The sequence below is a fragment of the Parafrankia sp. BMG5.11 genome (assembly GCF_004337455.1).
Genome location: NZ_SJXI01000108.1, coordinates 20,940 through 43,534, shown reverse-complemented (window position 1 = coordinate 43,534; position 22,595 = coordinate 20,940). Strand labels below are relative to the sequence as shown.

Annotated in this window: 20 protein-coding genes; 6 read left to right on the top strand and 14 right to left on the bottom strand. The window is 69.4% G+C overall.

The window, feature by feature from the left end; genetic code table 11:
- The first annotated feature begins 1 nt into the window (after window position 1).
- Window positions 2-754 carry an ABC transporter permease gene (locus E0504_RS44595; protein WP_112106239.1) on the top strand — a complete coding sequence of 251 codons (753 nt, stop codon included), beginning with the start codon at window positions 2-4 and terminating at the stop codon, window positions 752-754.
- A 64-nt stretch (window positions 755-818) separates the two neighbouring features.
- Here the strand turns inward: E0504_RS44595 and E0504_RS44590 are convergent, their stop codons facing one another.
- The gene (locus E0504_RS44590) at window positions 819-995 is read right to left on the bottom strand and encodes a hypothetical protein (RefSeq protein WP_373694009.1); all 177 of its coding nucleotides are present in this window, start codon (window positions 993-995) and stop codon (window positions 819-821) included.
- On the opposite strand from E0504_RS44590, the gene E0504_RS53010 reads away from it, so the two are divergent.
- Window positions 942-1,109: a hypothetical protein gene (locus tag E0504_RS53010; protein WP_235013951.1), complete on the top strand. Its 168-nt coding sequence runs from the start codon at window positions 942-944 to the stop codon at window positions 1,107-1,109. The two genes, E0504_RS44590 and E0504_RS53010, sit on opposite strands and share 54 nt — an antisense overlap.
- 76 nt (window positions 1,110-1,185) lie before the next feature.
- Here E0504_RS53010 and E0504_RS44585 read toward each other — a convergent pair whose 3' ends face one another.
- The 5 genes from E0504_RS44585 to E0504_RS44565 all read right to left on the bottom strand — a co-directional run bounded on the left by E0504_RS44585 (window position 1,186) and on the right by E0504_RS44565 (window position 5,973).
- Complete coding sequence (locus E0504_RS44585; RefSeq protein WP_160144269.1) at window positions 1,186-1,947, bottom strand: aminoglycoside adenylyltransferase domain-containing protein; 762 nt, start codon at window positions 1,945-1,947, stop codon at window positions 1,186-1,188.
- A 240-nt stretch (window positions 1,948-2,187) separates the two neighbouring features.
- Entirely contained in the window at window positions 2,188-3,747 is a 1,560-nt protein-coding gene (locus E0504_RS44580) for an ABC transporter substrate-binding protein (protein ID WP_131627508.1), read from the bottom strand.
- Between the two features lie 149 nt (window positions 3,748-3,896).
- On the bottom strand, window positions 3,897-4,094 hold the full coding sequence (locus E0504_RS53005; RefSeq protein ID WP_235013950.1) for a hypothetical protein: 198 nt from the start codon (window positions 4,092-4,094) through the stop codon (window positions 3,897-3,899).
- Between the two features lie 116 nt (window positions 4,095-4,210).
- Window positions 4,211-5,452 (bottom strand): CaiB/BaiF CoA-transferase family protein, encoded by a 1,242-nt coding sequence (locus tag E0504_RS44570; RefSeq protein WP_071062274.1) that lies wholly within the window; start codon window positions 5,450-5,452, stop codon window positions 4,211-4,213.
- Window positions 5,449-5,973 (bottom strand): gamma carbonic anhydrase family protein, encoded by a 525-nt coding sequence (locus E0504_RS44565; RefSeq protein WP_112106235.1) that lies wholly within the window; start codon window positions 5,971-5,973, stop codon window positions 5,449-5,451. The genes E0504_RS44570 and E0504_RS44565 overlap by 4 nt, the downstream gene beginning before the upstream one ends.
- A gap of 766 nt (window positions 5,974-6,739) precedes the next feature.
- Between E0504_RS44565 and E0504_RS44560 the strand changes: the two genes are divergently transcribed.
- Window positions 6,740-7,336, top strand: a complete 597-nt coding sequence (locus E0504_RS44560) for a TetR/AcrR family transcriptional regulator (RefSeq protein ID WP_112106234.1) — start codon at window positions 6,740-6,742, stop codon at window positions 7,334-7,336.
- A gap of 160 nt (window positions 7,337-7,496) precedes the next feature.
- Here the strand turns inward: E0504_RS44560 and E0504_RS44555 are convergent, their stop codons facing one another.
- The 3 genes from E0504_RS44555 to E0504_RS44545 all read right to left on the bottom strand — a co-directional run bounded on the left by E0504_RS44555 (window position 7,497) and on the right by E0504_RS44545 (window position 10,772).
- Window positions 7,497-8,732: a maleylpyruvate isomerase family mycothiol-dependent enzyme gene (locus E0504_RS44555; protein WP_131627506.1), complete on the bottom strand. Its 1,236-nt coding sequence runs from the start codon at window positions 8,730-8,732 to the stop codon at window positions 7,497-7,499.
- A complete protein-coding gene (locus E0504_RS44550; RefSeq protein ID WP_112106232.1) occupies window positions 8,729-9,406 on the bottom strand; it encodes an RNA polymerase sigma factor in 678 nt (225 codons plus the stop codon). The genes E0504_RS44555 and E0504_RS44550 overlap by 4 nt, the downstream gene beginning before the upstream one ends.
- Window positions 9,407-9,566: 160 nt before the next feature.
- The gene (locus tag E0504_RS44545; RefSeq protein WP_243657919.1) at window positions 9,567-10,772 is read right to left on the bottom strand and encodes a hypothetical protein; all 1,206 of its coding nucleotides are present in this window, start codon (window positions 10,770-10,772) and stop codon (window positions 9,567-9,569) included.
- Here E0504_RS44545 and E0504_RS53000 point away from each other — a divergent pair.
- The gene (locus E0504_RS53000) at window positions 10,765-11,004 is read left to right on the top strand and encodes a hypothetical protein (protein ID WP_235013946.1); all 240 of its coding nucleotides are present in this window, start codon (window positions 10,765-10,767) and stop codon (window positions 11,002-11,004) included. The genes E0504_RS44545 and E0504_RS53000 overlap by 8 nt on opposite strands.
- A 451-nt stretch (window positions 11,005-11,455) precedes the next feature.
- Here the strand turns inward: E0504_RS53000 and E0504_RS44540 are convergent, their stop codons facing one another.
- The 5 genes from E0504_RS44540 to E0504_RS44520 all read right to left on the bottom strand — a co-directional run bounded on the left by E0504_RS44540 (window position 11,456) and on the right by E0504_RS44520 (window position 19,784).
- The gene (locus E0504_RS44540; RefSeq protein ID WP_131627502.1) at window positions 11,456-12,403 is read right to left on the bottom strand and encodes a zinc-binding dehydrogenase; all 948 of its coding nucleotides are present in this window, start codon (window positions 12,401-12,403) and stop codon (window positions 11,456-11,458) included.
- Between the two features lie 64 nt (window positions 12,404-12,467).
- Window positions 12,468-12,719, bottom strand: coding sequence for an SDR family oxidoreductase (locus E0504_RS44535; protein ID WP_165938825.1), 252 nt, complete (start codon window positions 12,717-12,719; stop codon window positions 12,468-12,470).
- A 45-nt stretch (window positions 12,720-12,764) separates the two neighbouring features.
- Window positions 12,765-15,818 (bottom strand): hypothetical protein, encoded by a 3,054-nt coding sequence (locus tag E0504_RS51655; protein ID WP_112106228.1) that lies wholly within the window; start codon window positions 15,816-15,818, stop codon window positions 12,765-12,767.
- A gap of 1 nt (window position 15,819) precedes the next feature.
- A complete protein-coding gene (locus E0504_RS44525) occupies window positions 15,820-17,091 on the bottom strand; it encodes a toll/interleukin-1 receptor domain-containing protein (RefSeq protein ID WP_131627498.1) in 1,272 nt (423 codons plus the stop codon).
- Window positions 17,088-19,784 carry a vWA domain-containing protein gene (locus E0504_RS44520; protein WP_207974700.1) on the bottom strand — a complete coding sequence of 899 codons (2,697 nt, stop codon included), beginning with the start codon at window positions 19,782-19,784 and terminating at the stop codon, window positions 17,088-17,090. Before E0504_RS44520 ends, E0504_RS44525 begins: the two co-directional genes overlap by 4 nt.
- A 708-nt stretch (window positions 19,785-20,492) precedes the next feature.
- On the opposite strand from E0504_RS44520, the gene E0504_RS44515 reads away from it, so the two are divergent.
- Window positions 20,493-21,857 (top strand): cytochrome P450, encoded by a 1,365-nt coding sequence (locus tag E0504_RS44515; protein ID WP_112106225.1) that lies wholly within the window; start codon window positions 20,493-20,495, stop codon window positions 21,855-21,857.
- A 254-nt stretch (window positions 21,858-22,111) separates the two neighbouring features.
- A complete protein-coding gene (locus E0504_RS44510) occupies window positions 22,112-22,582 on the top strand; it encodes a thioesterase family protein (RefSeq protein ID WP_071062254.1) in 471 nt (156 codons plus the stop codon).
- Window positions 22,583-22,595: the final 13 nt, after the last annotated feature.

The window sequence follows — 22,595 nt, the reverse complement described above, 5'->3', positions numbered from 1 at the left end:
CATGACCTTGCAACCGGTGCTGTACTCGGAATGGACCAAAATCAGGTCCCTCCGATCCCTCGTCTGGTCGCTGGCACTGGCCGCCGTCATGCTCGTCGGCTTCGGTGCCCTCGCGTGCGGGGCCTACGGCGACGCAGAGGCCGCCGAAGCGGACTACGATCCGCTGGCGGTGGGTTTCTGGAGCCTGAACTTCGCCCAGATCGCGCTGGCTGTCTTCGCGATGCTGTCCCTCGGGGGCGAATACGAGAAGGGCACGATCACCACCTCGCTCACCGCCGTTCCCCAGCGAACCCGCTTCTACCTGGGCAAGCTCCTGACCACTGCGGGCCTGTCACTGGCCGTTGCTCTCCCCGCTGCGCCGCTGACGTTCTTCCTGACCCAGGGTCTGCTGGGCGAGCACGGGGTGTCCCTCGGCGATCCCGGCGCGGTGCGCGGCGTGATTTCTCTGATCCTCTACTTTCCGCTGCTGACCCTCCTGTGCATGGGCCTCGCCGCGATGACCCGTTCCGTGGCCGCGACATTGGGCCTGTTCCTGCCGTTCCTGTTCCTGCTGTCCCCGTTGAGCATGGAGGTTCCCAGCCTCTGGAACATCACCCAGTTCCTGCCAGACCGGGCCGGACAGTACGCGATCATGAACCTCCAGTCGGACCCCGACGTCTTCTATAACCCATGGCTGGGCCTGATAATCATGACTTTCTGGGCGACAGCTGCGGTCTTCGGCGGCTGGCATGCGCTGCGCAGCCGTGACGCGTGACCACCGGAGCGGACGACGCCCGTGTCCGGGAGCATGGGCCGACGGCGCCTCCTCCCGATCCTCGTCACTTTTCCGTAACTGACGAGCTGTAGAGCCGGGAGAGGATGCCATCCATGCTCCGGGCCGTGGAGCGCCGGACTTCGTCGAGGATGTCCACGTAGACGTCCGCCGTGGTGGCCAGCCGGGTGTGCCGCAGCAGGGCGCGAATCTCGTTCAGGTCAACACCGGCGGAGAACAGCAGCGACGCCGCGGTGTGGCGCAGGTCGTGAACGCGGGTGTGCGGGATTTCCGTCGTATCCGCGTTGCCGCTGATCTCGACACGAGCGCGGTTGCCAGCAACTCTGAGTATGTCTAGCTGCTCCAGTTGGAGCCCGTTTGCGGGCTAGGCACAAGATGATCTTGCGGGGCACCGACCACCCAAACGAGTCATTTTAGGCAGGTCCTGTGGTCGTGTTCAGAGCGGCGGTGACGGCAGCGCGCGTTCGCATGTCGAGCTCATCGGCGGCACGAGAATTGACGGCACCGTAGTTGCGGCGACTCGACAGGGCCTCGGATACCACGGTGAGATCCGGATGGTGAGCGGTGACCCAGCGGGCTCCCTGCCGCTTTGAGCCCCAGATTTCGGTTTCGGCATACCGCCAGCTCCGACACGCATTGAGAACACGGTTGGGAGTCGCCGGCTCACTGGCATCGTGCCACGACAGAGAGTCGAGGATTGCGGATAGCTGCCAGGTTCGAGGGATCCCTGTCAGCAGGTCCGCCGGCGACGGTCCGTACAGGGCCCGACCGAGGTCTCGACCAATCGCCAGGTCGAGCAGGAACCAGTGGCTCGACTCGGTAGACGGGTCGGTCGAAACGTGGCGAGCGATGTCAGAACCCGTATTGAGGTTGAGCTGGAAACGAGGATGGCGATCCGGTGGTGCGACATCCCGGACGTCGTAGCACACGAACTCGAGGCGGCGGGCCGGGCACGGCAGCGCCGTATGGTCGAGCTCCTCGATGAGCCGCGCCCGCTGGGCCGGTTCGAGGGTGCCATCGATGACTGCCTGAACGTCAAGGTCGCTGGGCCCCGGGTCGTAGTCGCCGTAGGACCCCGAGCCGAACAGGTAGACAGCGACCAACCGGTCGACGAGTAGCTTGCGAAGCAAGGCAACGAGGAGGCGCAGGTAGCGGACCTCCCGCTCAGGCAGCACAGCATCCCACCCATCATGATGTTGGCCAACGGAATCCAGCAACCGGCTGTCGGGAAACCGGAAGGCCGTCCAACGACCGTGCCATGGGCGTTACATCGACCACAGCCAGTCATCGAAACGGCTCCACGAGAGCAGTCGGCTGTCCATATCTGCCCTGAAAGACGACGAATCACCCGCTTGGCCGGTAAAGCCGCCCGGCGAAAGGGACAACTCCGCGGACGGCCATCACGGGAGGCTCTGTTAGTGCTGGATCCAGAGTTCCTCGGGCTGAAGTGAACCGAGGCCGTACTGTACGAGTCCGCCGACGTTCTTGCTCGAGAAGGCGCTGGGTGCCGCCTGCGAGAGGAAGACCACCGGAGTCAGCTCGGCCAGCCGTTCCTGCAGAGTGGCGTAGGCGGATTTGCGTTCGGCCTCCGATGTCGCGGTGCGCGCGGTCGCGAGGCTTTCGTTGAGTGTCGGGTCGTCGATGCCGGGCAGGTTCGCAGCCGAGCTCCCGTGGAAGGTCGTCCACAGCCGCGGTTCGGGGTCCTGGAAGAAGGCCGACGAGACGAGCACGTCGAAGTCGTGGGTGGTGCGCAGCGCGGCCAGCTCCGTGACCTCGATGGTCCTGATCTTGACGGTGACGTTCTTGAAGCTGCTGAGCTGGGCCTGGATGTTCTCCGCGATCGCCTTGCCGTCCGTCGTGGGGACGCTGGAGAAGACGAAGGACAGCGGTTTGCCGTCGGCGGCCAGCTCGTCGAGGAGCCGTTGCGCCCGTGCGCGGTCCGTTGTCGCCAGCGGCGTGTCCGAGTAGTAGGGAGAGTCCTTGCTGAACAGGGTGTCGACGGGCTCACCGGTCCCGCTGTAGACAGCCTGGTTGAGTGCGTCCCTGTCGATTGCCGCGGCGAGGGCCTGGCGGGCGCGGACGTCGTCGAAGGGTGCCCTGCGTGTGTTCAGCCCCATGAAGATGCCGCCGCCGGTCGGTACGAGGTTCGTCGGCAGGCCGGCCTGCTCGGCTTTGTCGAGGTTGACCCAGCTCGACTCGACGGCCGCGTCCGCGCCCCCGGTGAGCACCGTGTTGTAGCGCTGGCTGCTGTCGAGGGCCGCGCGGAGGGTGAGGCGGTCGAGGTAGGGCTTGGGGGCGTCCCAGTAGCGGGGGTTCTTGACCAGTTCCATGGCGGCCTGGCGTGTCCAGCTCCGCAGGGTGAACGGCCCGGCGCCGATCGGGTTCGCGTCGAAGGCCTGCGGCCCCTTCTCCAGGGCGGTCGGCGAAGCGATCCAGTTCATGGACGAGGTGAGGACGGCTTGGGCGTACTTCGGCACCGGTGTGGCCATGGTGATCTTCAAGGTGGTGTCGTCGACCACGTCGGATGAGGCGATCATCGACGCCTCCGACCGGGAGATGGCGGCGGTGGCCGGGTTCTTGAGCCTGTCCCAGTTGAACTTCACGGCTTCGGCGTCCAGTGGGGTTCCGTCGGAGAACACCAGACCCGACCGCAGTTTCAGCTCGAATGTCGCCCCGGCGTCGGTGGTCTGGAAGGACTCGGCCATCGAGTACCGTATTTTGCCGCCCGGGTCGGTCATCAGCGTCCCGTACAGCGCGTTGCCCACGACACCGGTGGTTGCGTAGGCGTTGCCGAGAGCCGCCGGGTCGAGACTGCGCGGATCGCTGAGGGTGAGAATTCTTCCCTCGCCACCGGCAACCGGTTCGCCGGAGGCACCCGAGGACGGGCCGGTGTCGCCGCCTCCCCCGCAGGCGCCCAGGGCGAGCGTTGCGCAACAGACGGCAGCGGTGACGAGTAATCGTACTTTGGGGATCACAACGGACCTCTTGTCAACGTTCGAGACAGATGAAAAGGGACGGAACCAAAAGACCTGGGCGAGCGCGGGTCCGGGCGAACGGCAGTGACATGAGGTGTTCGGACGGAAGGCCGGCTGGTAGCCAGAAGGCGGCCACCTGCCGGTCGCAGTCAGTCCGAGGCCGGAAGGATTTTGGGTTTGACCAGTTCCAGGGGCACGCCGTCGAGTTCCAGCACCCCGGCGCCCTGCCGGACGCAGAGGGCCTCGAAGGTTCCCCCCGGGGCCCGGTACCGCTTGCCGAGAAGAGTGCGATCCTCCTCCGGCTGGCCCGGCCGGGCGCCGTTGGCGTGGACGTCCTCTGCGGTCATGGGTTTCCCCCCACAGGTGAGAACGCCGTTTCCTCCCTTGGTCACGATCACCTCGGTCGTGCAGGTGACGCTGTGGAGGCGGGTACCCGCCCTGAATTCCGTCACCGGGCCTGCCACTAGAGGATTTCCTGTTCGCGCAGGTCGGAGATGTCGTCCCAGGTCAGGCCGAGCACGTTGATCAGGATTTCCTCGGTGTGCTCGCCGAACTCGGGCGCCTGACGCTGGATGCGCGCCGGTGTTTCGGAGAGGGCGACCGGGAAACCGGGGACCCGGGTCTTTCCCATCGCGGGGTGGTCGAATGAGACGATGTAGTTGTTGGCGATCGCCTGGGGGTCGTTCACGATGTCGGCGGTGGTGTTCACCGCGGTGATCGGCATGTCGCCGGTGGCGAGCAGCCGGCGCAGCCAGGTCTCGCGGGGTTCCTTCGCGAAGAGCTCGTCGAGGAGGGCGACACAGGCGCGGCCGTTCTGGCAGCGGCTGATGTGGTCGGTGAACCTGGGGTCGCTGGCAAGCGGCTCGGGGTCACCGAGCGCGTGGAGGAGGGTCGCCCAGTGCGGGTCGGACTGGACCATGGCCATGGCGATCAACTTGCCGTCCGCGCACTGGTAGTAGTTCCACAGCGGGTTGCCCGGGTTCTCCCGTGAAGGTGGCTCGTCGCCCAGGTGCTTGCGGAACGTCGAGGTGGCGACACGTCCGTCCTGGGTCATGAGCTCGAGGGCGAGTGCGAGGCCGCGCAGGGCGAGCATGCTGCCGAACAGGGAGGTGTCGACCCGCTGGCCCACCCCGTGCCGTTCCCGCGCGAGGAGGGCTGCGAGCACGCCGTAGGCGAGCATGATGGCGCCCATCTGGTCGGCGAGGCCGCTGTCTGCGACGTTGACCTGGTCGGAGCCGGGTCTGAGCATCAGACCGGAGCGGGCCTGGCCGAGCAGGTCGTAGGCGCGGGCGGTTCGCTCGGGGCCGTTGGGCCCGTAGGCGCTGCCGGCGCCGTAGACGAGCATCGGGTTGTCGGCGCGCAGCGTCTCGTAGTCCAGCCCCAGCTTCTCCGCGACGGTGGGCCGGAAGTTCTGGATGAACACGTCGGAACGGGCGACCAGCTGGCGTACCAGCGCCACCCCCTCGGGTCGTTTCAGGTCGACGGCGAGGCTGCGCTTGTTGCGGTTGTTGACCTCGAAGTACGGAGAGGTGCCGGTGTCGGGGAAGGCGTACTGGGCCCGGCCGGAGTCGCCACCGAGCCGCTCCTCGATCTTGATGACGTCCGCGCCGAGATCGCCGAGCATGGCGCCGGCCACCGGGCCGTGCTGCCAGATCGTCCAGTCGATGACACGTATGCCTGTCAGCGGCCCGTCCGGCTTGCTCATGCCCGGCTCCAGATGCCCTGGCGGCGGTACTCGTCGGCGACCTTGCGCATCGTGGGCAGGTAGGTGGAGGCAAGCCGCATCGCGTGCTTGGGGTTGCCCGGGTCGATCTTCGAGTGAACCTTCGCGGGAGCACCCACCGCGAAGCAGTACTCGGGGATCTCCACCTGCTCCAGCACGACGGACCCGGCGGCGATGGCACAGTGGGCGCCTACCCGCGACAGCGGCATCAGCGCCGCCGTGTTCCCGATCATGCAGTCGTGGCCGACGAAGGCCTCGATCGTGCAGTTGTGCCCGATCATCACGTTGTCCTCGATGTGCGTGCTGGTGTGCAGCACCGAGTTCTCCTCGATGTGGACGTTGTTGCCGATCCTGATCGGGGTGGTGTCCGACCGGATGACCACACCGGGCCAGATCGAGCACTCCTCGCCGATCTCGACGTCGCCGATGAGGGTGACGTTGTCGGCGACGAGCGCGGACGCCGCCACCTTCGGGCTCTTTCCATTGAACGGTATGATGATCACTGGAGCTCCTCTGTCGAGGCCGAAGTTCGAAATCCCCGGATCGGGGCGACGCAAGTGCCCAGGAGCGCCACGGAAAGCGACACCTTCCCGCGCTCTCTTGCCGTCGCCGGATGGCGGAAGGCAGCTGAAATTTGGCAGGACTGAAGCCGGGATGGGTAAATTCGGGCGGCAGCGAGAGAAGGCAGCCCGAGAGGGGGCAGCCAAAAAAGGGGCCGGGGTCAAGGCGGCCGATGTGGAGCCTGAGCCGATTCAGGTGCGGCCTGGAGCCGGTCCCGGTCTCCGTCCGCGCGACCACGCGACCACGCGAGAATGTCTGGATTCCGTGCCGGTCGGCCTGCACCGGCGGTTTTCGGTGTTCTCCGGCGGATGGTCTCGAGCGCGCCAGGTGGCCCGGGTTCTCCGCCCGACCCGCGCCGGATCACCCGCGGCCTTCCATGAACCTGAGAGCAGTGGTGATCCGGGGGTAAGGCGGGATCACCTTGTCCGTCTGGACGCATACTGGCTCCACATGTCTGCGTGCCGTGCCACGGCCCGTGTCGCCGCAGGGAGGACTCGTGCCTCCACCCGAGCCCCGAGCCCCAACCTGGTTCGATCTTGTAGTTCAGCCCTGCTACCTGCGAACTTTCCAGCTATGACACTAGTGCAACAGCTAGGGGTGGTCAAGGTCGAGGGCGTCGGCAGGCGCCACGCCACCCGAGGGCGGGGCGTCCGCGGTCGCAGGGCGACCGCCATCACCCGCCGGGTCAAGGGGCTAGAATCCTGATGCGTGCCGGAAACACCGACCCGCGAGCGCGATCCGAACGCGAAGCGCGTGCGCATCGCCGACGAGGCCCTCCGCCTGTTCCAAGCACAGGGATATACAGAGACGACGATCGACCAGATCGCGTCGGCAGCACGCGTCGGCCGCCGCACCGTCTTTCATCATTTCCCGACGAAAGAGGCCGTTCTCTTCGACCACCTCATCGTACGGCGCGAAACCGCGACCCAACGCCTGCGCGAAAGACCGGCCGATGAAGCGCCCCTGACAAGCCTGCACCTCCTGCTCCGGGAACTCGCCGAGCAGGGTTACGAACAGCGGCTGATCGAGCAGATCCGCGCCGTGGTCGCGACAGAGCCACAGCTCGCCGCGGAGCAGTTCTCGACGGGCAGTCGGGCATTCGAGACGAGTCTGGCCGCGGTCCTGGAGAGCAGATGTGGCGACACCATCCCGGCACTCGAAATCCGCGCTCTCACAAAAATGGCGCTCGGCTGGTTCAGCACGGCCGCCCACATCTACCTCACCGAGGAACGGCCGTCCCTGCTGGAATGCTTCGACGACGTCGTCGCGGTCTGCGCGCAGGCGAGCGCACGGGATCTTCGCTGACCGCGGGCTCGCCCTACTGAATCCCGCCGCAGCGCGACGGGTTGGTCGCCATCCTTCAGGTGGTCCGCTCACCGCGGCCGGCCTCGTGGCGAGCGCGGAGGAGACGGCGGGCATGGCGTTCGCGCCGTCTCGCTCCGGCCTCAGCCCGAAAGACTCCCTTTCAGGGGCCGGCCAGGCTGGGAGCGAGAGTGAGGAGCTCGACGGCGAGCCGCTCGTCGCCCTCCATCCTCGTGGCCACCGCGTCCACCGTCGCGCGATCGCCGGCCAGCAGACAGAACGGAACGATCCCCGTGGTCACAGCCCCCGTGGTCAGCGGGCCCGACGCCGGGCCGGTCGTGAGCGCCAGACCCGCGGCGGGGCCAGGTTCCACCAGGCCGGCGCCGTTCTCCCACTCGTGCACACCGGAGGGGTCCAGCGACCAGGTACCGCCGCCCGGCCCGGTCAACGTCACGGTGAGCGCGGCCGGCCCGGCCGTCTCCACGGCCGCCGTCCACGGGTCGGCCAGCAGGCGCAGCGCGAGATCAGCCATGGTGTGCAGTTCGTCCCCGCCCGGATCCGGTACGGCCAGACCCGCGGCCGCGGCGATGTCCCGGGTGTGGATCCACGTCTCGAACGCCCGGGCGGTCAGGTGGTCCGCCGGGGTGGTCGTCCAGCCGCCCGCCGTCACGGCTGACGGCCCCGAGGCCCGGGTCGCGTCGGCCACGGCCGCGCACACCGACCCCGCGCGTTCGAACCAGCGCAACCGAACCTGCTCGACCGACCACTCCCGGGTGGCCGCCAGGACGGCCTCGGTGCGCGCCACCGGATCCTCGTCCGGCCGTCCCAGGTCGCCGGGCACGTCGCCGCCGGTGCCGGCGTCGCTGCCGGCGCCATCGAGGGCGGCCAGCAACAGGCCGTCGACGGCGTACAGGTGCAGCACGAGCTCACGCACCGACCAGCCGGCCGCGGCCGGGCGCCCCCAGTGCGCCGGGGTGAGCTCGGCCAGCAGCCTGTCGAGCGCGGCAGCCCGGCTCCCGTGGGTCGGGGTCCGCGGTCCGCGCGGCCGGGCGGGGCCGGCCTGTGCCGCTGCCGTCAGGCCCGCGACGACCGTGCCGGGCGCGGCGGGCCGGGCGGCGAGCGCCGCGGCGAGGACGGCGTCGAGCGACCCGGGTCGGCCGGGCGTGAGGTCCATGTCGACGTCGGCGGCTGGCGCGTCGGGGGGCCCGGCGGCGGACCAGGCCGGCGGCGGGACGGTGAGGGCGAGCTGTGCCGCGTTGACGGAACAGCTCACGCACCGGCCGAGATGGGTCTCGAGGGCGGCCGCCGCGGCGGCCGTGCACTCACCCACCACGTACGCGTCCAGCAGCGCCGTCACACAGTGTTCCGGTGTGGGCGCGGCCGTTGGGTCGACCGTCACGGGGCGGCTCCCAGGCGGGTGAGGGCCAGCGCGAGGGCTGACAGGGCCGCTCGCATGCGCGACTTCGCCGTCCCCTCCGGGATGGCGAGCCGAATGGCCACCTCACGGTAGGTCAACTCCCTGTAGTAGGCCAACTCCACCACCTCGCGCAGCTTCACGGGTAACGCGGCGACGGCGGCCCGCACGGCGTCGGCGTCCTCCCTCGCGAGGAAGTCGCGGTCGGCCGCCGGGCCGTCCGACTGCTCGGCGAGGGCCCGCGCGACCAGGTCGGTAGGGCGCCGGGCGATCTCCCGGCGGACCCAGTCGACGGCGCGCCGATGGGCGAGTACCGCGAGCCAGGTGCGCAGCTCCCCGCGGTCCGGGTCGAACCGGAGCGGATGTTGCCAGAACGCGACCAGCACCTCCTGGAGGACGTCCCGGGCCGCGTCGGCGTCACCGGTCACCCGCGTGGCGACGGCAAGCAGGTAGCGGGCGTACCGCTCGTGGACGACGGCGAGCGCCGTGGGATCCCCGGCGACCAGACGGCCGTGCAGCTCGACGACCTCTCGCCGCGAAAGCGGCTGCCGGGCCGCGGCCGGCGTGCGGGCAGGGGTAGGTGCGCCGCCGCCGGTGCCGGCCGCTGACGGCCGGCGCGTCACGGGTGCCGCACCGTCCTGTCCGTGCACGGTAGGCATTCTGCCACGAACACTGCGCCTCCTGGTAGGTGTCCGTGCACGCACCGGCACCGGACGGCCGGCCGGCCGCACCGCCCGCGGCACCACCCGACCGGATCCGCCCGAGGCGCAGGGCGGGCGCGACGAGGTCGCCGCGCCCGCCCGCCCCTCGCCTGTGGTGTCAGGTGAGCGGCATTACCCGAACGACCCGGATGGACGTGCTGGAAGTGCCGGCGGCGGGGAAGGCGACGCTGCCGTCGGGGTAGGCCTTGGCCTCGACGTAGGTGTGGTCCGGCACGGCGATCGTGAACTGGCCGCCCACGGTGCCGCCACTGGTGGTGTCGTACGCCTGGGCGGTGGTCGAGGTTCCGGACTTCCAGGTCAGGAGCATCCTGCCGGCGCCGTAGCCGACCAGGTGCGAGTGTTGGGTCCGGTCGGCGGTGAGGACCGTCCGGTCGGACGCGCCCGTGGAGAAGTGCTCCAGCCGTACCTGGTTGCCGTTGCTCCACGCGGTCCAGTAGCCCGGGGTGCCGGCCAGCACGATGTTGCCGCCGAACAGGGTTCCGTCGCAGACCCCGGGCACGACGGTCTGGCCGGTGCCGGGGCGGGCGATGCGGCAGTTGTTGTCCGTGGCGCAGACCATCGCGAAGTGGCCGGTGCGGGCGTCCCAGATGATGTGGGAGTCCCAGGCGTGGCTGCAGCCCCAGTCGAAGCTGTCGTGCCCGGAGACCAGCGCGCCGGTGGCGGCGTTGACCACCTGCATCCGGTCGCCCTCGTGGATGTCGACGCAGCCGCCGTTGGCCACGGTGATCGCCGCCTCGAAGTAGGCGGCGTAGTTGGTGCCGTCGTAGGCCAGGGTGCCGTGGTGGTTGTACCACCAGACGAACAGAGCCCCGGGGTCGTAGCCGCCGCGGCTGCTGCTCAGGTTGGTGACCTGACGCTCCCACAGCTGTCTGCCGGTGTTGTCGAGGCGGACCATCCACATGGTCCTGGTCGGGCTGGACGTCCCGCCGCACAGCGTCCCGCTGCCCTGCGGGCCGGGACGGGTCAGCAGGACCACGACACCGTCCGCATCGGCCTTGACGTCCTGCAGGTCGACCGCGTCGAGGGATGTGGGAGTACCGACCAGCTGGTCACCGCAGTCCAGCTTGCCGAGGCGCACCTTGGAGTCGGTGCCCAGCCAGGCCAGCCACGACCCGCCGCCCGGCGCGGCGGCGATCGCGGTCGGCAGGGGGTCGGTGTCGCCCTGCGGCGCGAAGCTGACCGCCGGCGACCCCAGGCCGACCTCGGTGATCTTCGTCGCCGGCGAGGCTCCCGACGTCCGCCCGCAGTCACCGGACGTCGGTCCGGACGGGGACGTGGTCTGCGAAGGCGTCGGGGTGCCCACCGGGGTGTTGGTCGGCGACGACGGCACGGTCGGCTGGACCGACGGCGAGACGGTCGGAGTGCCCGCCGGAGTGCCGGACGGCGACGAGGGTGCGGTCGGGGGGACGGACGGCGAGGCGGTCGGGACGGCGCCGCCTCCGCCGCCCGGGCTGACCGGTACGCAGCCGGCGAACGTGGCGGTGGCCACCGCCACCAGCGCCGCGCTCCGGACTGCTCGTTTCAAGGACATGTGACCTCTTCGTCGAATCGGGCCCCTCCCCATGGAAAGTCGTTCCGCGACTGTGAAGGGTTGCCGATTCGCAGGGGCTTTTTCATTTGGTGGATCCGTTGCGCCCGGTTGCGCACTATGTGGGCCGGACCGCCGGCACTTCTCACGAGTCAGCCACCCCGGTCGTACGCGACCATGGCTGTCCCTACCTGGGAGGACGCTAACTCCTTATCATCGCGGCCAGTCGCCACTCCCATCACCCCCGACGACCGGCAGCACGCCGGAGCCCGGCTCCGGTGCCCAACAGGCGCCGGCCAGCCGGATTCATCCGTTCACGCATTTCAGAAGGTGTTCGAAAGGCTTGGCATGCCGGGCGGTGTCAAGGGATTCAACGCATGGATGCCGCCCTTACGGTTCCGCGGTAGAAGCAGTGGTGGACGGAGCCCCAGCCGCTACCACGGCCGGCCTGGACCAGCTCAGCCAACCTCGACGACGACCTTGACCGCGCCCGACTCGCGGTCGCCCGCCACCCGGAAGGCCTCGGCCGCGTCCTCGAGCGGGAAGCGATGGGTGATGAGCGAGTCCGGGATCTCAGGGCGCGCCGCGAGCATCTCGGCGGCCTGAAGCATCTCCCGCCGGCCGGCATGCCCGCAGTACCCCATCGACGCGACCAGCGTGACCTCCTTGGTCAACAACGACGAGTACGGCACGTCGATACCGCCCTGGTGGACGCCCAGGAGCGAGACGGTGCCGCCTGGCTTCACCAGCTCGACGCTGCGCCGCAGGGAGCTGGGTGACCCCGCGGCCTCGATCACCACGTCGTAGCGCTCGCCCGCCCTGGGCTCCCCGACGCCCATCCGCTCGCGGATCGCGTGCTGGTGGGGGTAGCGGGCTTCCATGACGACCTCGGCAGCGCCCTGGGTCTGGGCCGCGACGGCGGCCAGCTGGCCGATCGAACCGCCGCCGACGACGACGACGGTCCGGCCCGGCGCGGTCCCGCCGACGCGGGCGCCGTGCCAGGCGACCGCGGCGGGCTCGGCCAGCGAGGCGTTCGAGACGTCAAGCCCGGCCGGTATCTCGAGGACCTTGTGGGCTGGCACCCGGAACTGCTCCACCATGCCGCCGTTCTGCATGATGCCGAGAGCCTTCCTGGTGGACTGGTCGCAGAGGTTGTTCCGGCCCTCCCGGCAGAAGTCGCACCTCCCGCACCCGAACTGCCCCTCCACCAGGACGGGCGTCCCGTCCGCCTTCCGCCCGGCGAGCTCGTGGCCGAGGATGAACCGGGTGCCGAGCCGCAGGTAGTTGAGGTCCGAGGCGCAGATCCCGGCCACGGCCATGTTCAGCAGCTCGCCCTCGTCCCAGCCGGGCGGCTCGGCGACGTCGATGACCACCGGGCGTCCCTCATGTCCCCGAACCGCCTTCATCGCCACCCTCTCGTCCGTGGTGCGTCGTGATTCTGCTCCACTTCCAGCTCCGCGGTCGCCTCGGTCACTGTCCGAACAGCAGGAACGACCCGCTGTCGAACGAGGCGTGCACCCCGCCGTCGATCAGGACGTCGGTCCCGTTGACGAAGCTGGCCTCGTCCGAGAGCAGGAGCGCCACCACCGCGGCCACCTCCTCCGGCCGGCCCCTGCGGCCGGCCCCTGCGGCCGAGTGGCGTGCGTTCGACCAGCGCGTCCGTCTTGGCGTCGGCAGCGTCCTCCGCGGCCACCATGGGGTGTCGATGGTGCCGGGCGACACCGTATCTATGCGCTGTTCCGGTCCGCGCCCGCTCGGGGCGGAGGGTCAGCGGAGCGCGGTGGTGTCGGGCACTCGGACGTCGAGGATCGCCATGATCACGTCGAAGTCGCTAATCTTCGCGGGGGTGAACGTGGAGGTCGGTTCGCCGTCGTTGATTTCCTTGAAGGAATCCCAGCCCATGTCCTTCGCCGCGCGAGTCCCGATGATCTTTCGGCATTCATGGACCTCGGCCTGCAGGCCGAGTACAGTGTAGATCCAGATCGCTCGCAGCAGACGGGCCAGAATTTCCTTCGACGTATGAGGTGATTTCACCGGCCGGCTGGTCTGCCAGTACGCCTCGGCGAGCGGAAGCGAGACCAGTGGCCACTCGCCCCTGGCCGCGTCGACCGCCTCCTCGAAGTGCTTCAGCGGTCCGCCCTCCTCCGTGGGATGCAGGCCGCGGGCAGCCGCGTTCCGGCCGAGATTCACGAGGGCGGCGATCCGGAGTCCGGCGAGGTGACGTTCCCCGGCTACCGCCTCGAGCGCCCGCTCGAAATGCCCCCTGGCCTCTTCGGGCTTCGCCATCGCACCTAGGGTGGAAAGCGCCAGGAACCTGATCCGGGCTTCGACATCTGGCTGCTGGACCAGCCGCAGCAGTTTGCGGTACGCGTCGTCCCAGAACGTTCTGCCGCGTGCGAACGACCCCATCCCGATCTCCAGGTCGCACCGGGCCCGGAGAGCGCGGTCCCGGCCGGCGTTCTGATGGACCTCGACCAGGAGTGGCCGTGCCTCCTGGACGTCGTCGAGGAGACGGAGCACGACCGCCTTCGCCAGCCGCAGCCGCTGCCCGTCCGGGGACAGGGGTTCGATCAGCCCAAGCCGGTCCACCTCGTCTATGGCCCGGCGAAGGGGGCGCAGATCATTGCGGTAGAGCCTGGACGACGTCAGGGTGCTCCTGGCGTGGATTCCGCCGCGGGAATTGTTGGGGTCAATGGCGCCGCGGATGTCGGTGGCGTCGGAGAGATCTGCGATGGTGTCGGAGTCCACCAGCCGCATGGTCTCCTCGACCGCGCGCACGGCGGTCTGTCGGGGCCGGCCGGTACGCCGCCGCTGTGGTAGTTGCTCTTCCGAAAACTCGGCGTAGGCGAGCTCGAACCCGGTGAGAGCGGCCACGAGGCTGTCCCGCCTGTCGCGGGCGAGCCGGTTCGCCTCCCTCAGGTGCTGGACGGCCTGGGAGGTCGAGGTCGTACCGTGATGCTCCAGCTTCTCCTGGGCGAGCTGGCGCAGGGTCGCCACCCGTTCCGCCGTCACGGCGTTCGCCCTTTCGAGCTCGTCAGCCCGCTCCTGGTAACGGCGGACGAGATCCTCCGGGCTCCCGGGAAACTCCACAGGCGTCAGGACCGCGGACTCGCGCTCGTCCCACGTGTCGGCCAGCTCCGCCAGCAGCGTCGTTCTGGCTGTCTCCTCGTCGAGTTTGACCAGGCTCACCGGTTGGATCTCGGCGAACGGTGCCGTCTCCGGGGCGTGGGAGGAGATGAGAACGGGCAGGAGGCTCCATCGGCTGGAGCCACGGTCGGCCGGGTCCGCCCTGGTGTAGCGGCTGGCGGCCCACCGCCAGGTGGCCCGGCCGAAGTCGGATTCGACATATCTGGGGCTGAGCAGGATCAGCACACAGAGTTTCCCGCCGTCGATGTCCGTGCCCGGATCGCCGCCGGCGTCCCGGAGCCGGTCGTCGAGGAAGCCCGTCCCGTCCCGGCTCGCGTTGTGCTGCCGTACCCGCGCGGAAATCCGGCACAGCTGTTCGTACACCCAGGCCGCCCAGAGCGGATCCCGGCCGCCTTCGGCGTAGCTGATCACGAACTCGTCGTACTGCAGCTTGCGCGCGGGACGGTCGAAGCCCGCCACCATTTTCGCCCATGCCGTCCGCGACGGCGGGTTCAGGCGGATTGTGTCATCCCGCCCGATGTTCTGGGCGAGAAATTCGCAGGCCCGCTGCAGACGATCCCGGTCGATTCCGTGCGGCGGACCCTCCTGGAACGCGTACCGCGGGGTGTGCGGCAACGCCACCTGCTCCCAGTACTTCTGCGTGCCGCCCAGGATTCTGGGCCCTATCAACGGCTGACGCGGCAGCGTCGTGGAGACCTCCTCGAACTCCTCCCACGGCAGTTCGAACACCCGCTGGTAGCGGTCCTTTGCCTTTCCCGCCGCCGCCCGCGCGGAGGTCTCGATCCGTGACGGCAACGGCAGGATTCTCAGTTCACGCCGCTCACGGGCGCCTGCCGCACGGGCCTGGGCGGCGACCCGTGCGGTGTTGAGGATGCCCTGCTCGTTCATACCGAAACAGGCGACCATGACATCGGGGAGAACCTGCGTGCAGGTGGCCGACACATCCCCCATGCCCGTCCGCGAATCCACCAGGACGAAATCGTAGTAGTCCGCCCATCTGGACTTGAGGGTCCGGAAGAAGCGGTGCCCGGCGAACTTCGTGTACAGCTCGTTCCAGTCCAGGAGCGCCAGCTTTGCGGCGTATTCAGCATCGAGGCGGCCGGATCGCATGAGGTCGACCGAGCCACCGGGCTGGAAAACGTCGTCGATGTCCAGCTCCTCGACGAACGAGGCCCAGCTGGTGCAGTCCCTCAACCGCTGCTTCATAGGGTCGGAATCAGCCTCGCCGCCGGACGAATCCCTGGTGAGCTCGGCGCGGGCCGCATCCAGATCCACCCTGGTGATCCGCTCCCGGACCCACTCCCGCAGGTCGGGATCGGCCAGCTCCGCACGCGCCTGCTCGGCGGTCGACGGGTCCGCCCAGTCCTCCCCGGACCAGTCCGGGTGGGCGGCGAGCGGCTGCCATGAATGACGTTCCAGGTACCGTGCCAGTGCGTCCGCGTCGAGGCGGTCGCGGTAGTCGATGACGAGATCCACGAGACCGGCCCTGGTCCGCATCCCCTTGACGGCCGCGGCCGGCCAGAAGTAGTTCTCCAGGCCGGGGGCCTCCAGATCCCAGTCGACGACGAGGACCTTTTTTCCGGCCGAGGCGAGGATCCAGGCTACCCAGGCGAGTGCGAGAGAACGCCCGACGCCACCCTTGTACGAGTAGAAGGTGACCACCGTGCCGGGCATCTCAGGTGCCCAGATCGTAGGGGTTGGTCACCAGCGGCCCGCCGTCGCCGCCCGACCCGTCGGGCCAGTGGTGCTCCACACTGCGCCGGACAGCGGCGACGATCTCAGTCGTCGCCCGCACGCACTCGAATATGTAGCGAGGGTCGCTGCGGGCGGCTCCGGCGGCACCCACGGAATCCACGGAATCCACGGAATCCACGGCGCTCGCAGCACTTGCGGCACTCTGCACGCCCACGGCGCCCGTGGTGCTCTCGGTCCCGGCGGCAGCTTCGGGCAGCGGAGAAATCACGACCCTTTTTCGAGCCTGCGTCGGCTGAATTGTAGATATCATCCAGATTCGAGCCCCGATAGGATCCGTGCGGTCGAACAAAGCGATCATCGGCGTCCCCTTTCGCCTGATCGATCTCACTGTCGCGGCACTCCATTCCTCGAAGGCGGGTAGCGGCTCGCCGATCACCTCTACGTTCAGCATGTGAAGTGCCCAGCTCAGACCGAGCGCCGGGTAGCTCGTCATCGCGTCCCAGTGGGTCATCGGATGCCCCGAGGAGGCCGCACGCCTGCGGAACGGGTCCCACTCGTCGACGGACTCATGATACGCGCCCTCATCCGGGACCGGCCGTCCGTTCAGCTGTTCTTTCTTGGCCACCGCATATACCAGATGGCACTTCAGGACGTCGTCCCTGCCGAACTGGCCCGGCTCGAACGCAAAGTTCCGCCCGTCCATCCTCAGCTGCGGGCTTCGCGGCCGCCAGTCCCTCGAGGCTTTTGCCTTGTGAACCTTCTTGATCTGCTCGGCAAGATGCTGGACGGCCATCGGGTACGCTCCGAAATCCCGATTCTCGATCAGGTCATCAAAGAGGCCCCTCTTCGTGGTGTGCGGGTTGCCGTCGATCGTGAGCTGGTAAGCCTTGACGATCGGCGGTATATAGCTCATCCGCTTCCACCAGATGGGGATGATCCGGGACGGCCGCTTGTCGCCGTACCTCACCGCCTCGAACAGACGGCGACGGAACAGTCCCCACTCCTCGGCGCAGGCCGCGGACTGGAAATAGCTCTCGGTGCAGATTGGGATGAAGAAATCGCACGTGTTGAGCTCGTTCTCGATGTCCGACTTCCAGTCGGCCCCCGGCGTGAGATCCCGGTCGAGAAAAACCTCGACCGGCTCCCCGCCTATCTGCTGATCGAGCTCGTTCTGCAGATCCTGCCGGAAGATTGTAATGTGCTTGCGCCGGTCGTTCTTCCGGGCATAGCTGATGAAAACTTTCAGCGTCATGCCCGGTTCACCTCCCCGACCCGCGATCCGCCCGGCGGCGGGGCCACCGGTTCCGTGGCGGGATCCGGTTCCCCATCCACCGCGGGCGCAGGCCCGGTGCCGGGCTCAACGGCTTGAGCCGTCGGCTGGACCGCCGCGGATGGTGCGCCGTCCCCGCTTACCGCGTACCCGTCCGCGTTCACCCGGTCGGCCGGGTTGACGTCCGGCTCGGCTGGTTCCCAGGTGTCCATCACCGCGAGGTCGAAGGCGTTCTCGGCGCGGTGCAGGACCGTGAGCCCCACCGGGAAGGTGAGCTCGCGCTGGCCCGGTCGACGGATCCGGATATCCGTCGATTCCGGATCCTCCACCCGCCGGATGACGAAGTCAGGCTCGGCGCCGTCAGCCGGTCGCGCCAACTGGGGCGGCGAATCGGGCTTGGGTAGCCGGAGGGCCAGGCGGGCGCCGTCCGACTCCTCCGCGTCGAGGTAGTCGACGGGCGTTCCGTGGTCGTACAGGTACACGGTCAGGCCGAGCACCCCCCGCGGCTCGGGCGACGCGGGGGTACCGGACGGCACCGGCTGATCACTCGGTATGTCCGACGGATCCGCGACGCCCCTGTCGGGCCTGCCCCCCATGCTCCTCCGCTTCTTGGAGCTGCCCCACGCCATCAGACCCCCGGAGACGAGGGCGGCGAACAGGGCAGCTGATACCAGCGCGACGATCAGGCGCACCCATCCGGATGTGCCGCCGGTCGGTGCCGGGCGCACGGTGATGTCGAAGTCACCGATGGCCATCCCCATGTTCGGCGGGGCATTGAGGTTGGTCACCGCGACGCTGCCGCGCAGCGGCCCCGGCCGTGCCGACGAGTCCACACGCAGGGTGAAGCGCACGGTGGTCCCGGTACCGGAGCCGCCGCCGGCCGGCGGTTGGATCCGGGCCGGGCTCACCGTCACTCCCGGATCCTGGTCGAGCAGTGCGATGCCGAGCAGCGGCAGCTTGCCGGTTCCCAGGGCGTGGATGGTGATCTCACCGCTGATCTCGCCGCCCGCGACGACGGATCCGGCCGGAGGGCGGATGCGGATATGCGGGCCGGCGGCGCCTACTCCGCCGGCGGATCCGCTGACGGCACTCATGAACGTCCACTCGCCGCATACCTGGCGGGCGCAGAGCGCCTGCCCGAAACTCGTACCGCCGAGCCGCGCGACGAAGATGACGCGTTCGGAGGCGTCCTTCGGGACGGCCACGGAACCGCTGAACACGCCGTCACCGCGGCCGCTCTCAGTCCCGCTTCCGACCCCGTTCCCGGCCCCGCCGCCACGCTCGGCCCCTGGGACGTCCTGCTTCCCGCCGTCGTCCCTGAGGGTGCCGGCGGGGATCCCGTCGGCCGGGTTCTGCCCCGGCCGCAGTGTCGTCACGTCGACCCGCAGGCCGGCCGTGCCTGCCGCGTCGGCGAAGGCGTCCCGCCGGCCGAACAGGCGCAGGTGCGCGCTGGCCTGCGAACCCGGGTACGGCGCCGGCCCATCGATCTCAAGGTTCCCGAGCAGCCGCCAGACCGGGACGACCGTGATCATCCCGCCGGGTTCGCCGGGGGCCGGTTCGGCCTTCACGACCCAGGTGCCGGGCGGCGGATTGACGATCCGCAGGGATTCCACCCATCCGGAGCCTCCACGCCGGATATAGCTGCTGCCCGCATCGTCGAAGTCGCGCGGGAGGGGCACGTCCTTGTCTCCGACACCGCCCGGGCCCGGGGGGTGGAACGTGAGCCGGGTGCCCTGGCTCGGTTTGAGGACGGTGATCGCCGCATCGGCGACGCCGGCGGGTATGACCACGCCGACTTCGGACCCGAGGTCGAGACCGTACGACTTCACCGGGCCGGCGAACTCGCAGCGCAGCAGGCCGAGCGTGGTCAGCAGCGGCCCGGTCAGATCGGCGGACGTGGCCAGCGGCACGACCCGCTCCGTAGCCGGATCGTAGCCCGGGCACGGCGTGGGTGGCGGACTGGCGTCGCGTGCCAGCGTGGCCAGGTCGACCGTGTGGCCGGTGGGATCGGTGATGTTCGGCTTCGGCCCGAAGCCGAACGGCCAGATCTCGATGCCGGCTTTCCTGGCCGCGGGGAGGATCTCGTCACGGATCTGGCCGCTCTCGGACCGGTCGGTGGACGAGCCCCCGCTCGAGTCGGTTCCGGCCGTGCTGAGCTGGCCGTCGGTAAGAATGAAAATCACTTTCCGGGCTGGGCCGAAGCCGGTGGCAGGCGCGGACAGAAGCGTGTCGAAGCCCGATTTCAGGGCGGCGACGTAGTCGGTGTCCTGGCCCTGGCCGGCGGTGCGCCGCATGATCCCGGAAAGGCAGCCGCTGATGCGGTCCCGGTCGTCCGGGTCGTCTACCGGGGCGAGCGGGCAGAGGGTCTCGGCGGCTGGTCTCGCCGTGCTACTCCCGGACGGCCCCATGCTGGCGAACGCGGTCACCGCGATCCTGGTGCGGGTCGACAGGTCGGTTGCGGCGATCACGCCGGCGGCACGCGCCTCCAGGGCGATCGTGGGCTCGTCGAGCGAGCGGGACACATCGACCAGGATCACCGCGTCCATCGCTCCGCTGTCGGCGGCACCCGCCGAGCCGGGCAGCGGCACCGCCTCCGGCATCGGGCTCGCCGCCGCCTGGGCGCCGCCCACGAAAGCTGCCGTCCGGGCCTGAACCACCGGCGCGGCCGGCAGCACTTCCCTCGCACCCGTGGCCGACGTTCCGACGGCCACGGGAACGATAAACACGCAGGTCAGAAGGCCTATCAAGTACTTCTCTAACGCCCGGCGCGGATGGCCGAGCCCCCCCGTACGCAATGGACCCCCCGAAAATCTCGTCCATCAAGCTATGCACCATACCGGATGACATGACGTTAAACACGAGTACGGAGCGACCTGCATCCGCGAACCCCGGGCGACAAACCACTGCTCCATCTTCGCTCCACAGAGGAACTACACAGGTAATGCCAGCAAAGGGCAGGCCACGTGGTCACGCACACGCTGGACCATCGTTCCTGGGCGTGCCTGGCCGAAAAACACTCATTCGACGGTTTCGTCGAGGCGGCACGGTCCGCTCCGCCGCTACTCCCGCACAGCGACAAACCTCTGGTAGCTGTCGCGGCGTTGCCGGCGCGCGGACCGCACCGGCCAGGATGCCGTGCTCGTCACGGAATCGCTGGGACGAGCGGGAACAAGGCCGTGGACGTCGACCCGGCACAGGATGGCCATGGCACGGTCACCGGATGTCCGTCCAGATACGGGCGGGGCGCCGGTGAAGCACGACCGGGAACAGGTCCGGCTGGTGGCCCGGGCACGGAAGCACGACCGGAAGGACGGCGGAGGCGGGCAGCCATGTCAGTTCGGCCAGCTGTGTCAGCTCGGCCAGCTGTGTCAGCTCGGCCAGCCATGTCGGTTAGGGAAAGCAGGTCGGTTCGGAGAGCGGTGTCGCTTCGGGCCGGAATGCGCTGGACGGTCCGGCACGGCGTCGTCCGAGGGGCGTTGTGGCAAGCCAGGCGGTCGGGTGACCTGGCGACGCTGGCGATGGCGCAGCCTGCCCTTCTCGCGGATCCCTACGGGGCCTACGACGAAATCCGTTCCCAGGGGTTGTTCGTCGACCGCCGGCTGGCAATGGTGACCGCCAGCCACCGGGCGGCGTCGGCCGTCCTGCGCGACAACGCGCTCGGCATGGTCCTCGACATGTCGGCGTTGCCCGCGCCACTGCGGCTGATGGCCCGGCTCTCCCCCGACCCGACGGTGAACGGGCCGCTGGACCCGCCGTCGCTGCTGGCTATCGACCCACCGGACCACACCCGTCTGCGCCGACTCGTGTCGAAGGTGTTCACGCCCCGCGCGGTCGACGGGCTACGCGGGGAGGTGGAACGGGCCGCCGATGCGCTGCTCGACGCCATGGCCGGCGAGGGCACCGTCGATCTCGTCGACCGCTACGCGAGCCGGCTACCGGTGACCGTGATCGCCACGATTCTCGGCGTGCCCGCGGCGATGCACGCGCAGTTCCTCGCCTGGGGCACCGCGGCCGCGGCCACGCTCGACTTCGGCCTTCCCTACGGCACATTCCGGCGGGTGGAACGGGCGCAGCAGGCCATCAACACCTGGCTGCGCGGCCATTTCGAGAGGCTGCGCCGCGATCCCGGCGAGGACATTCTCAGCCAGCTCGTCAGGCTCGTCGACGACGGTGACCGGCTGACCGAGACGGAGCTCATCGCGACCGCCCAGCTCCTGCTCGCCGCCGGCTTCGAGACGACCGTCAACCTGCTGGGCAACGGCGCGGCGTTGCTGATGGAGCATCCCGACCAGCTGGAGTATCTGCGGTCCGGGCCCGACCGGTGGCCGAACGCGGTGGAGGAGATCCTGCGTTTCGAGGGGCCGGTGCAGATGACCGCCCGTGTCGCCTACGAGGACGTCGACGTCCTCGGCACCGCGATCCCCACCGGCAGACTCGTCGCCATCCTGCTCGGCGGCGTGAACCGGGATCCGGCGGTGTTCACCGAACCGGATGTCCTCGACGTCACGCGACCCAATGCGCGCGAGCACCTGGCCTTCTCCGGCGGCATCCACTACTGCGTCGGCGCCGCCCTGGCCCGCATGGAGGGTGAGGTGGGCCTGCGGGCCCTGTTCGAGCGGTACCCGGGCCTGGCCCGGGCGGGCCAGGCCCGGCGCCGGCCCACCCAGGTGCTGCACGGCTACGCCACGCTGCCGGTCACCCTCCGGCCGCGAGCGGGACAGGCAGGCCGCCCGACGGAGGCAAGTTAAGCGCCGGCGCGACCCATCACCGGCACAGCGCCGGCACGGCCCCGCCACTGGCGCGACCGCCGGCACGACGATCCGTACGACGACCGGCGCGGGCCGGCCCGGCGCCACGGTCGACCCGGCCCGGCAGTCGGCCCGGCACCGCGAGGGCGCCGGGCGCGGCCACGGGCGACGGCGACGGCGACGGCGACGGCGACGGAGGAGACGCATGCCACGCCGGCTCCCCCGGGCCGCGCCCGGCGCGGTAGAAGGACTGCATGGGCGCGACGCACGACCCCGCGAGGACACAGCTGGCGAACTACCCGTTCGTCATGACGCTGCAACCCCGCTTCGGCGACATGGACAGCCTCGGGCACGTGAACAACGTGGCCATCGCGGCGCTCTTCGAGGAGGCCCGGGTCGGGATGAACCGGGCGCTGCTCGGCGACAGCCATGTGGCGCCGGCGCTGAGCCGTCCGCTACCGGTGGTCGCGGCCCGCGTGGAGATCGACTATCTGGGCGAGGTCCGCTACCCCGGGGAGTACCGCGTCGGCGTGGGCGTGGGCAGGGTCGGCACCAGCTCCGTCCTGCAGGTGTGCGCGATGTTCGACGGCGAGACCTGTGTCGCGCTGTGCGACGCCGTGCTGGTGCACCGCCCGGCCACCGGGCCGGCGCCGGTACCGCAGGAGGTGCGCGAGCTCCTGACGACGGTCATGGCCTTCCCCGTCCGGGTCGACGCCGGGGTCTGACCCGCCCGGCGGC

Coding starts and splice junctions, on each gene's coding strand:
- E0504_RS44550 (WP_112106232.1), bottom strand. CDS start 9,406: ATGCCTACCGTGCACGGACAGGACGGTGCGGCACCCGTGACGCGCCGG.
- E0504_RS44595 (WP_112106239.1), top strand. CDS start 2: ATGACCTTGCAACCGGTGCTGTACTCGGAATGGACCAAAATCAGGTCC.
- E0504_RS44540 (WP_131627502.1), bottom strand. CDS start 12,403: ATGAAGGCGGTTCGGGGACATGAGGGACGCCCGGTGGTCATCGACGTC.
- E0504_RS44570 (WP_071062274.1), bottom strand. CDS start 5,452: ATGAGCAAGCCGGACGGGCCGCTGACAGGCATACGTGTCATCGACTGG.
- E0504_RS51655 (WP_112106228.1), bottom strand. CDS start 15,818: ATGCCCGGCACGGTGGTCACCTTCTACTCGTACAAGGGTGGCGTCGGG.
- E0504_RS44515 (WP_112106225.1), top strand. CDS start 20,493: ATGTCGGTTAGGGAAAGCAGGTCGGTTCGGAGAGCGGTGTCGCTTCGG.
- E0504_RS53005 (WP_235013950.1), bottom strand. CDS start 4,094: ATGACCGCAGAGGACGTCCACGCCAACGGCGCCCGGCCGGGCCAGCCG.
- E0504_RS44525 (WP_131627498.1), bottom strand. CDS start 17,091: ATGACGCTGAAAGTTTTCATCAGCTATGCCCGGAAGAACGACCGGCGC.
- E0504_RS44510 (WP_071062254.1), top strand. CDS start 22,112: ATGGGCGCGACGCACGACCCCGCGAGGACACAGCTGGCGAACTACCCG.